At 64.8% G+C, this 9,897-nt stretch carries 12 protein-coding genes and 1 pseudogene; 11 read left to right on the top strand and 2 right to left on the bottom strand.

From position 1 onward, the window contains the following. The first annotated feature begins 48 nt into the window (after window positions 1-48). The 9 genes from SKA58_RS09060 (at window position 49) to trxB (ending at window position 5,674) form a co-directional block, all read left to right on the top strand. Entirely contained in the window at window positions 49-1,152 is a 1,104-nt protein-coding gene (locus SKA58_RS09060) for an intermembrane phospholipid transport protein YdbH family protein (RefSeq protein ID WP_009822107.1), read from the top strand. Then, window positions 1,152-1,340, top strand: coding sequence for a YnbE family lipoprotein (locus tag SKA58_RS09055; RefSeq protein ID WP_009822106.1), 189 nt, complete (start codon window positions 1,152-1,154; stop codon window positions 1,338-1,340). Before SKA58_RS09060 ends, SKA58_RS09055 begins: the two co-directional genes overlap by 1 nt. After that, a complete protein-coding gene (locus SKA58_RS09050; RefSeq protein ID WP_009822105.1) occupies window positions 1,337-1,741 on the top strand; it encodes a YdbL family protein in 405 nt (134 codons plus the stop codon). The genes SKA58_RS09055 and SKA58_RS09050 overlap by 4 nt, the downstream gene beginning before the upstream one ends. A 162-nt stretch (window positions 1,742-1,903) precedes the next feature. Then, complete coding sequence (locus tag SKA58_RS09045; RefSeq protein ID WP_037542806.1) at window positions 1,904-2,227, top strand: AtpZ/AtpI family protein; 324 nt, start codon at window positions 1,904-1,906, stop codon at window positions 2,225-2,227. 47 nt (window positions 2,228-2,274) lie between these two features. Next, entirely contained in the window at window positions 2,275-3,060 is a 786-nt protein-coding gene (locus SKA58_RS09040) for a F0F1 ATP synthase subunit A (protein WP_009822103.1), read from the top strand. Between the two features lie 53 nt (window positions 3,061-3,113). After that, the gene (locus tag SKA58_RS09035; RefSeq protein ID WP_004207392.1) at window positions 3,114-3,341 is read left to right on the top strand and encodes a F0F1 ATP synthase subunit C; all 228 of its coding nucleotides are present in this window, start codon (window positions 3,114-3,116) and stop codon (window positions 3,339-3,341) included. Window positions 3,342-3,430: 89 nt separating this feature from the next. Next, window positions 3,431-3,925: a F0F1 ATP synthase subunit B family protein gene (locus SKA58_RS09030; RefSeq protein ID WP_009822102.1), complete on the top strand. Its 495-nt coding sequence runs from the start codon at window positions 3,431-3,433 to the stop codon at window positions 3,923-3,925. Then, a complete protein-coding gene (locus SKA58_RS09025) occupies window positions 3,918-4,532 on the top strand; it encodes a F0F1 ATP synthase subunit B family protein (protein ID WP_009822101.1) in 615 nt (204 codons plus the stop codon). The genes SKA58_RS09030 and SKA58_RS09025 overlap by 8 nt, the downstream gene beginning before the upstream one ends. A 179-nt stretch (window positions 4,533-4,711) precedes the next feature. After that, complete coding sequence (gene trxB / locus SKA58_RS09020; protein WP_037542352.1) at window positions 4,712-5,674, top strand: thioredoxin-disulfide reductase; 963 nt, start codon at window positions 4,712-4,714, stop codon at window positions 5,672-5,674. A gap of 22 nt (window positions 5,675-5,696) precedes the next feature. On the opposite strand, the gene SKA58_RS09015 is transcribed toward trxB, so the two are convergent. Further along, window positions 5,697-5,984, bottom strand: coding sequence for an acyl carrier protein (locus SKA58_RS09015; RefSeq protein WP_009822099.1), 288 nt, complete (start codon window positions 5,982-5,984; stop codon window positions 5,697-5,699). 28 nt (window positions 5,985-6,012) lie between these two features. Then, window positions 6,013-7,023: a GNAT family N-acetyltransferase gene (locus SKA58_RS09010; RefSeq protein WP_009822098.1), complete on the bottom strand. Its 1,011-nt coding sequence runs from the start codon at window positions 7,021-7,023 to the stop codon at window positions 6,013-6,015. A gap of 77 nt (window positions 7,024-7,100) precedes the next feature. Here SKA58_RS09010 and SKA58_RS09005 point away from each other — a divergent pair, with 77 nt between their 5' ends. After that, entirely contained in the window at window positions 7,101-8,618 is a 1,518-nt protein-coding gene (locus SKA58_RS09005; protein WP_009822097.1) for an acyl-CoA ligase (AMP-forming), exosortase A system-associated, read from the top strand. Continuing rightward, window positions 8,615-9,845: pseudogene (locus SKA58_RS09000) on the top strand (pyridoxal-dependent decarboxylase, exosortase A system-associated). Before SKA58_RS09005 ends, SKA58_RS09000 begins: the two are co-directional and overlap by 4 nt. Window positions 9,846-9,897: the final 52 nt, after the last annotated feature.

The raw sequence follows: 9,897 nt of genomic DNA, 5'->3' as shown, positions 1-9,897 counted from the left end.
CGCTGACCGCGCGGGGAGGGCGCGCGGGTCGCCACGTCGACATTGCGCATGACTTGGCCGAGGCACGGGCCATGCGGACCTCAAGGTGCCCGACTGACGTTCGATGCGGGGCTGCAACCCGATGAGCTTACGCCGCTGGCGCTGGGCGTCGTCGCCAATGTGCGGGCGGGGGTGACGGGTGACGGGCGGATCGACTGGACCGGGGACAAGGTGACGAGCACCGGCACCTTCCGCACGGACAACGCCAGTCTGGCCGCCGCCTTCGGCCCGGTCGAAGGGTTGAGCGGAGAAATTCGCTTCACCGACCTTATCGGCCTGGTGACGGCGCCAGGCCAGCAAGTGACGATAAAGTCGGTCAATCCGGGTGTCGAGGTGCGCGACGGCGTCGTGCGCTACCGGCTGGAAGCGGGGCAGAAAGTGCGGATCGAAGGGGGCGGCTGGCCCTTTTCCGGCGGGCAGCTGGTGCTGTTGCCGACAACGATGGATTTCAGCGCCGACGTCGATCGCTATTTGACGTTCCGGGTGATCGGGCTGGACGCAGGGTCCTTCATCCAGGCGATGGAATTGGACAATGTGTCGGCGACCGGCACTTTCGACGGCATCATGCCGCTAATCTTCAATTCCAGGGGCGGGCGCGTGGCGGGCGGCGTGCTGGTGGCACGGCAGGCAGGCATGGAGCCGCTGCTGATGCCCGAAGGCGTGTTGCCGACCATCCCGTGCGATCCCACGAAGATCGGGGGCACGCTATCCTATGTCGGGCCAGTGTCGAACGAGGATATCGGCGTCATGGGCAAGGTCGCCTTCGACGCGCTCAAGAATCTGCACTATAAATGCCTCACCATCCTGATGGATGGGGCGCTGGACGGCGAGATGGTGACGAATGTCGTGTTCAACGGCGTCAATCGCGACCGGCTGGGCGCGGCGCCGGGCGGACTGGCGCGCAATTTCATCGGTTTGCCCTTCATCTTCAACGTGAAGATCGCCGCGCCCTTCCGGGGACTTTTGGGCACCGCGCAGTCCTTCATCAATCCGTCGGACCTGGTGCAGGGCGAAATCGCAAAGCAGGCGCAGGAAAAGATGCGGGAAGAGAGCGCGCAACCCCTTGCGGTTCAGCCTCTGGACAGCGACAAGACGATAAACGGGGAGCCGTAATGAAGATAAAGAGCATCATGATGGCCGGCCTTGCCGGTGTGGCGCTGGGGGGGTGCATTCAGGTGAAGGCCCCGGACAAGCCGATCGAAATCAACCTGAACGTCAAGGTGCAGCAGGAAGTCGTCGTCAAGCTGCAACGCGATGCGCAGGACCTTATCCAGAATAATCCGGAGTTGTTCCCGCAATGACACGCAAGATGGTGAAATCCGCATGGATGGCCGCCGCCGCGATGGCGCTGGCGGGTGGACTTGGCTTTGCCGGCGGCGCGCAGGCGCAATCGCCCGATCTGGCGGCGGCTCTGTCGTCGGGCGCGGTGGGCGAACAGGCCGACGGCTATATGGGTGTAGCCGGATCGGTCAGCCCGACCGTGCGCAAGGAAGTCGAATCAATCAACATCAAGCGGCGGCAGGTTTATACCGACCTTGCCGGCAAGCGCGGCGTGACGGTGCAGGATGCCGCCGCCGCGACGGCTTGCCAGACACTGACCCGCCTGAAGAGCGGCCAGGTCTATCGCATCGGCGGTGGCGCGTGGCAGACCAAGGGTTCGGGGGCGATCGCGCTGCCATCCTATTGCGCGTCGGGCGGCTGACACATCCTGGCTGGTGGACTTTTCTTATCCCTTCGTATGGTAGGGAAAGTCTTGGCGCCAACCATGGTTGACTATCCGCAATCCCCTTTCTAAACGGGCCGCGCCTTGACGGGTGCAGCCGCAAGCGCCATGCCGCCGCGATACAGGATCGCGGAGGATGCCATGGCAGCGGACACACCCGGACAGGACCCGGCAGGGGAGGACGCGCGGATCGCTTCGCTGGAGGAGCGGATCGCCCGGGCCGAACATGCCGAAAAGGTCAGGCAGGGGGCCAAGGAGCAGCAGGCGGACGATGGATCGCGCCTGGGCAACCGGGTTCTTGCTGAACTGATCGGCGGTCTTGTCGGCGGTGCGTTGATCGGCTGGGTTCTGGACCGGCTGTTTGACACATCCCCATGGCTCCTGCTCGTATTCCTCGGTCTCGGGATCGTGGCGGCGTTCAGGAACATCATCAGATTGACGACGGTAAAGCGTCCCGACCAATAGGGGCGCTTTTATCTTAGTCCGAAGACGTGAACGTTACAGGGGTCAACGTGGCAGAATCCGGCAAAATCGATCCGATGCATCAATTTGCTATCGAACCCTTGTTCGGTACGGATCATCTGTCTCTTGGCGGCTTCAACATCGCCTTCACCAACAGCGCGCTCTACATGGTGCTCGCGGCGCTCGTGCTGTGGATCTTCGTGATCGGCGGCATGAAGCGCGAACTGGTGCCCGGCCGCTGGCAGATGGCGGTCGAATATATGACCGGCTTCATCAAGAACCTGCTGATCGCCAATATCGGGGACAAGGGCCGCAAATATATCCCCTACGTCTTTTCGCTCTTCATGTTCATCCTGCTGGCGAACCTGCTGGGTCTGTTGCCGCTCGGCCTGTTCGGGCTGCACCCCTTCACCTTCACCAGCCATTTCACCGCCACGGGCGTGCTGGCCATCATGAGCTTCTCGATCGTGCTGATCGTGGGCTTCGCCAAGCATGGCCTGCATTTCTTCTCGCTGTTCGTGCCGCATGGCACGCCCGCGCTGATGGTGGTGCCGCTCTTCTTCATCGAGCTCGTGTCCTTCATGGTGCGCCCGTTCAGCCTGGGCCTGCGACTGTTCGTCGCGATGACCGCGGGCCACGTGCTGCTCAAGGTGCTTGCCGGCTTCGTCATCAACAGCGCAAACGCGTCTCCGCTGCTTGGCTTTACCGTGGGTTCGGCCAGCTTCATCCTGATGATCGGCATCAGCGCGCTGGAAGTGCTGGTTGCGGTGATCCAGGCCTATGTGTTCGCGCTGCTGACCTCGGTCTATCTTAACGATGCCGAGAACCTGCACTGATATTTCGCCAATTTCTTTAACGTTTTTCACTGTTTAACAAGGGAGTTTACGACATGGACGCAGAAGCCGCAAAGCTGCTCGGTGCTGGCCTGGCCGCGATCGGTGCGGGCATTGCCGCCCTCGGTGTGGGCAATGTCTTCAGCAGCTTCCTGGAAGGCGCGCTGCGCAATCCGGGTGCCGCCGACGGCCAGCAGGGCCGCCTGTTCATCGGTTTCGCCGCGGCGGAACTTCTGGGTCTGCTGGCGTTCGTTATCGCCATGATTCTGGTGTTCGTGGCCTGACACGCATTTGAGGCGGGCGGGGCGGCCATCATGTCGCGCTCGCCCGCTTCCCTGATTTTGACCGCCCTCTGACCGGACGGACCCGTAATATGCCTCAAATCGCGCAAATCGCCGAAACCTATTCCAGCCAGATATTCTGGCTGCTGTTGACGTTCGGCTTCGTCTTCTTCGTCATTGGCCTTGGCATGGTGCCAAAGGTTCAGGGCACGGCAGACGCACGCGACGGGAAGATCAGCGGGGATCTGGACGCGGCCAAGGCGGCCTTCGCCCGTGCCGATGAGGCGGAAGCGGATTACAAGGTCCGCGACGCGCAAAGCCGCACCGCCGCTCAGGCGCTGCTGGCCAAGGCGAAGTCGGACGCGGCCAAGGCGTCGGAAGCCCGCATCGCCGTAGCGGACGCGGATGTCGCGGCGAAGATCGCCGCGGCCGAAGCCCGTATCCAGGCCGCGAGCAACGCGGCCATGGCAGAAATCGAAACCGTCGCCGCCGATGCGGCGCGCGACATGGTGGCGCGCATTTCCGGCGTGAACGCATCGGACGAAGCGGCCCGCAACGCAGTAAAGGCGGCACTGGCCCATGGCTGAGGCAGCAGCACAGCATCACGAAGCGACCGCCCCTTCGCTGGGCGAGGCGATCCACGCCGAAGGGCTGGAGCCGGTCGGCACCGTCGCGCATGAAGGCGTTGCCCCGCATACCGACCCCAAGGCGGTGGGCATGGACGCAACCGCCTGGGTGAGCCTCGCCATGGCGGTGTTCATCCTCATCCTGCTGGTCAAGAAGGTGCCCGCCCTGATCGGCGGCGCGCTCGATGGCCGGATCGCGCAGATCAAGGAACAACTGGCCGAAGCATCGCGCCTGCGCGCCGAGGCCGAGGCGCTCAAGGGCGAATATGAGGCCAAGCTGGCCGCTGCCGCCGGGGAGGCCGACGCCATGCGCAAGGCCGCCGAGCATGAGGCCGAAGTGCTGGTCGACGACGCCCGCACCCATGCCGAGGAACTGGTCGTGCGCCGCCAGAAAATGGCCGAGGACAAGATCGGCGCCGCTGAACGCGCCGCGATCGCCGCGATCCGCGCCAAGGCGGTGAACGCGGCCACCAGCGCCGCCGCCACCTTGATCGCGCAGGGCCATGATGCCCAGTCCGACAAGGCGCTGGTCGACAGCGCGATCGGGAAGCTCGGCACGATCAACTGAACGCGCCTTGCTGACGGGCGAAAAGGGGCTGGTGCAGATCGCGCCGGCCCTTTCCCGTTGGCGGCGGCGACCCATCTGCAGACCAGCTTCATCGGGCCCAAGCAAATCCTTCGCTTGGCGCAGACCGCCGGGCTGCCTATCTCTCCTCCCTGATCCGAATCGCAGATTGAAGGCTTTTTATGTCCGCCACGCACAGCACCCGCATGTTGATCCTGGGATCCGGTCCCGCCGGCCTGTCCGCCGCCATTTATGGCGCACGTGCGGGCCTCGCGCCGATCGTCGTGCAGGGGATGCAGCCGGGCGGTCAGCTGACCATCACCACCGATGTCGAAAATTATCCCGGCTTCCGCGACGTCATCCAGGGGCCGTGGCTGATGGAGCAGATGCAGGCGCAGGCCGAGCATGTCGGCGCGCAGATGATGTATGACCAGATTGTCGATGTCGACCTGTCCGAGCGCCCGTTTCGGCTGCGCGGCGACAGCGGCACGCTCTATGTCGCCGATACGCTGGTCATCTGCACCGGCGCGCAGGCCAAGTGGCTGGGCGTCGAGGGCGAGGAGCATCTTCAGGGCAAGGGCGTGTCGGCCTGCGCCACCTGCGATGGTTTCTTCTATCGCGGCAAGAAGGTCGTGGTGATCGGCGGCGGAAACACCGCGGTCGAGGAAGCGCTGTATCTCACCAACCACAGCCATGACGTCACATTGATCCACCGCCGCGATTCGCTGCGCGCGGAGAAAATCTTGCAGGAACGGCTCAAGGCCCATCCGAACATCAAGATCCTGTGGAACAAGGCGGTGGAACGCTTCGTGGGTGGCGGCACGCCCGAAGGGCTGGTCGGCGTCGACCTCATTGACACGGTAACGGGCGAGAAGAGCCATGAGGCGACCGATGGCGGCTTCGTCGCGATCGGCCATCACCCCGCGACCGAATTGTTCGCCGACAGCCTGCCGCTGGATGAGGGCTATATCCTGGTGGAAAAGGGCACGACCCACACCGCCATTCCCGGCGTCTTCGCGGCCGGCGACGTGACCGACAAGATTTATCGCCAGGCGGTGACGGCGGCGGGCATGGGTTGCATGGCGGCGCTGGATGTCGAGAAATTCCTGGCGGAGCAGGATTTCGAGGAACTGGTGGACGCGTAAGTCCGGCGCGCAGGGGCCAGGGTCAGCCGACCTTGGCCCGCGCAAAGGCGACGAGCGACCCGAAAGTCTCGAACGTATCGCCGTCGATATCCTCATCCTCGATCAGGATGGCGAAGCGATCCTCCATCTCTGTCAGCAAGCCTGCGACCGCCATGGAATCGAGTTCGGGCAATGCGCCGAACAGCGGCGTGTCGGCATGAAACGCATCGACCCGGTCCTGCGACAGGCCAAGCGCGTCGCGCAGCAGCGCCCGCATCTGGGTTTCGACAGGGATCGACTGGTCGGACGGCTGGGGATGGGCGGCGTGCATAATGCGCGCCTAACTATAGTTTCGCGTCCTAGCCGACAAGCGCGGAAATCATTGCCCGTACCGCGGCCGGCCACTGGCTGACGGCGCGCGGGTTATAGGCATCGACACGGGTAAGGGGGATGCGCCGTTCCATCCAATCGGTCTTGTAGCCATTGTCGCCCGTCCCATAATCGATCATCGTCACGCGATCCTGGTCGATCGCATGGCGGAACATGGCATGGCTGAGCAGGGTGCCGGGCGACCGGGCATCGAACGCCTTGTCATGCGCCAGCTTGTGGATGAGCGCGACGCCGCGATCGATCGTCCAGAGCTGCGTGGCGACCGCCTGGCCGCCTTGCCGCGCGAACCCCAGCCGCAGCCTGCCGGCCGCGCTTTCCCGCTCGGCCAGATCAAGCAGGAAATCGAGGCCGCCTTTGGGCTCGACCGATTTCCAGCTGCGCGCCTGCACCGCGACATAATCGTCCCACAGATCCGGCGTCATCCGGTCATGGATAGTCAGTGCGAAGGGATCGTCCCGGCCTTTGCGCCGGACCAGATTGCGTAGCCGGCCCGGCCGCGCGCGCCAGTAGGTCGCGAAATCCCGCCCATCGAGCGAGAGAAGATGGCGGCCGCCCATGGTCCGGCGCACGGTCCACCATCCCGCCCGGCCTAGCGCCCAACGCAATTCGGCGCAGTCTTCCAGGGGGTAGAAGCTCATCCGCGCGCTGCTGGAGCGCAGGTGGCGACCCATGGCTTGCAGCATCGCGCGCCGTGCCGCCGGGTCCGGTGTACCTGTAACAACAGGGGCAAAGGCGAAGCTGTAATAGTTGGCCAATGCCTCAAGCCGTCCGCGCGTCGGCGCCAGCAGGAACAGCCAGACTTCACCGTGCCCTTGTGCCGCATGAAGGACACGAAGCGGCACATCGGCGAAACAGTGGCGATGAAGCGATTCCATCCAGTCGAGCCGGTCGAACAGGCGCACGTCGTCCAGCGCGCCAGGCCTGTGCCCGAGCGCGCGTCGCACATCGGCGAAGCTGTGATATTCCCTTGGCGACTGCAACCGACTATCTCCGCCCCAACCAGCGCAGCTTTAGGAGAAAATTCTGCACATGGCGTTAAGCATCCGTGGCTGAAAGCATGTCCCTGATCGATGGCGCGGCGGTCCTGCCGATCGACCATCTGCTGTTGCGGGCCGATCCTGCCGCGCCGGCGCTCGACGGCCGGTCGGGCCGCTATAGCTATGCCGAACTGGAACAGACGCTGGGGCGGCTGGCGGGATGGCTTGCGGGTTTCAGGCTGGAGCCGGGCGCGCGGGTGGCAAGCTGGATGGCAAAGGGGCCGGTGGCGGCGCTGATGCCGCTCGCCGCGCCGCGCGCGGGCCTGGTCCATGTACCGGTCAATCCTCTGCTCAAACATGCCCAGGTAGCGCATATCCTGGCAGACAGCGGCGCGGCCATGCTGATCGGCACGGGTGCGCGGGTCGAGAGCCTGCAACCCGGTGACGTGCCGGCCGGGTGCCAGGTCCACCGCGAGGATGATGCCGCCTGCGCGATGAGTGGCGGGGATGGCATCGGCCCGTCGCAGGCCGATCCGCAGGCTTTGGCGGCCATCCTCTACACCAGCGGATCGACCGGCCGGCCGAAGGGCGTGATGCTGACCCACGCCAATCTGTGGCTGGGCGCGGTGGCGGTCGCCGACTATCTGCGCCTGTCGCCCGATGATCGCACCGCTTGCGTCCTGCCCTTCAGCTTCGACTATGGCCAGAATCAATTGTTTTCGACCTGGTATGCGGGTGGATGCGTCTACCCGCTCGATTATCTGACGCCGCGCGATGTGGTGAAGCTGGTGGATCGCCGCGATATCACGACGCTGGCGGGCGTGCCGCCACTATGGGTGCAATTAACGGAACTGGACTGGCCGGCGGACGTGGCGGGGAAGCTCCAGCGGCTGACCAACAGCGGCGGGGCACTGACGCGGCCGCTGGTGGCGCGGTTGCGGGCGCTGTTTCCGCAGGCGGACCTTTACCCCATGTATGGCCTGACCGAAGCATTCCGTTCCACCTATCTGCCACCCGCGCTGGTCGACAGCCATCCCGATTCGATGGGCCGCGCGATCCCCTTTGCCGAAATTCTGGTCGTGCGCGCCGATGGCAGTATCACCGACGATGAGGAGCCGGGCGAACTGGTCCATTGCGGGCCATTGGTGGCGCAGGGCTATTGGCAAGACGCCCCGCGCACCGCTGAACGATTCCGGCCCGCGCCGTCCGCATCCCGCTATGGCGGCATGGCGGTGTGGTCGGGCGATACGGTGCGGCGGGACGGCCAAGGCCTGCTCTATTTCGTCGGCCGCGACGATGCGATGATCAAGTCAGCCGGCAACCGCATCAGCCCGACCGAGATCGAGGAGGCCGCCGTCGCGGTACCCGGCGTCGCCGAAGCCGTGGCGCTGGGCATAGCGGACGACCGGCTGGGGCAGGCGGTGCGGTTGCTGCTGCGCGGGCGGGCGGAAGGTCTGCCCAGCGCCGTCGCCGCGTACCTCAAAAGCGAGCTTCCCAATTTCATGCAGCCCAGGGACATTGTCATGCTGGATCAGTTTCCCCGCAACCCCAATGGCAAGATCGACCGGGTGGCGCTGGCGCGGGAGCAGGGCGCATGAAGCCGATGGGACCCATTCCGTCCGGGTTCGGATGCGAAGACGGCATGTTGCTGATCGGCGGCTGTGGTGCGGAAAGCTGGTCGATGAAGCGGGCGACACGCCGCTGTTCGTTTATGACATGGCGCTGGTGGAGGGAAGGTGCAGCGCTTTCGCGACGCCATGCCGGCCGGGATCGACCTCCATTATGCGATCAAGGCCAATCCCTTCGCCCCGCTGTTGAGCCGCATGGCGGTGCAGGTGGACGGCTTCGACATCGCGTCGGGTGGCGAATTGGGCATGGCGCTGGAAGCGGGCATGGCGCCTGATCGCATCAGCTTCGCCGGGCCGGGCAAGCGCACGGATGAACTGACCGCCGCCATTTTCGCCGGCGTCACTATCAATCTGGAGTCCGAAGGCGAAGCGCGCCGCGCGATCGCAGCGGGGGAGGCGATCGGCAAGCAACCCCGTCTTGCCATAAGGGTCAATCCCGATTTCGACCTTAAAGGATCAGGCATGCGCATGGGCGGCGGGGCCAAGCCCTTCGGCGTCGACGCCGACCGCGCGGCGGCGCTGGCGCGCTGGATCATTGACGCGGGCGCGAATTGGCGCGGCTGGCATATTTTCGCGGGCAGCCAGAATCTGGACGCGCAGGCGATCATCGACACGCAGGCTGCGACCATCGCCCTGGCGGCGCGATTGTCGCAGGAGGTCGGCGCGACGCCGCCGCTCGTCAATCTGGGCGGCGGCTTTGGGCTTGCCTATTTCCCCGGCGACACCCCGCTCGACATTCGCCCGGTCGGCGTAGCGCTCGGCCGGGCTCTGGAGTCGCGGCCGCCTATCCTGGCCGGCAGCCGATTCGCGCTGGAACTGGGGCGCTGGCTGGTAGGGGAAGCGGGCGTTTACCTCACCCGCGTGGTCGATGTGAAAGACAGCCAGGGCGAGCGCTTCGTCGTCGTCGATGGCGGATTGCATCATCAGCTCGCCGCCAGCGGCAATTTCGGCACGGTCATCCGCCGCAACTATCCGATCGCGCTCGCGAGTCGTTTCGATGCCGCACCGGCCCTTGATCCCGTGACGATTGTGGGCTGTCTGTGCACGCCGATCGACCGGCTGGGCGAAAAGGTTGCGTTGCCGCAAATCAGCGAAGGCGACCTGATCGCGATATTTCTGGCTGGCGCCTATGGAGCATCCGCGAGCCCCATGGCCTTTTTGGGACATCCACCCGCACGGGAGCTTTTACTTGGGTGATAGTCGAATGACTTGACTCCTAACGCTATCTTTACCCTTTACCGGCATGACA

Origin of the sequence: Sphingomonas sp. SKA58, from assembly GCF_000153545.1 — a bacterium.
Classification (GTDB): Bacteria; Pseudomonadota; Alphaproteobacteria; order Sphingomonadales; family Sphingomonadaceae; genus Sphingobium; species Sphingobium soli.
This window is presented reverse-complemented; position numbering and strand designations above follow the sequence as displayed.

Bases quoted from the DNA above. Each gene is read 5' to 3' on its own strand.
- SKA58_RS09025 (WP_009822101.1), top strand. From the start codon at position 3,918: ATGGCTGAGGCAGCAGCACAGCATCACGAAGCGACCGCCCCTTCGCTG.
- SKA58_RS09015 (WP_009822099.1), bottom strand. From the start codon at position 5,984: ATGCACGCCGCCCATCCCCAGCCGTCCGACCAGTCGATCCCTGTCGAA.
- SKA58_RS09050 (WP_009822105.1), top strand. From the start codon at position 1,337: ATGACACGCAAGATGGTGAAATCCGCATGGATGGCCGCCGCCGCGATG.
- SKA58_RS09045 (WP_037542806.1), top strand. From the start codon at position 1,904: ATGGCAGCGGACACACCCGGACAGGACCCGGCAGGGGAGGACGCGCGG.
- SKA58_RS09030 (WP_009822102.1), top strand. From the start codon at position 3,431: ATGCCTCAAATCGCGCAAATCGCCGAAACCTATTCCAGCCAGATATTC.
- SKA58_RS09055 (WP_009822106.1), top strand. From the start codon at position 1,152: ATGAAGATAAAGAGCATCATGATGGCCGGCCTTGCCGGTGTGGCGCTG.
- trxB (WP_037542352.1), top strand. From the start codon at position 4,712: ATGTCCGCCACGCACAGCACCCGCATGTTGATCCTGGGATCCGGTCCC.
- SKA58_RS09060 (WP_009822107.1), top strand. From the start codon at position 49: ATGACTTGGCCGAGGCACGGGCCATGCGGACCTCAAGGTGCCCGACTG.
- SKA58_RS09005 (WP_009822097.1), top strand. From the start codon at position 7,101: ATGTCCCTGATCGATGGCGCGGCGGTCCTGCCGATCGACCATCTGCTG.
- SKA58_RS09035 (WP_004207392.1), top strand. From the start codon at position 3,114: ATGGACGCAGAAGCCGCAAAGCTGCTCGGTGCTGGCCTGGCCGCGATC.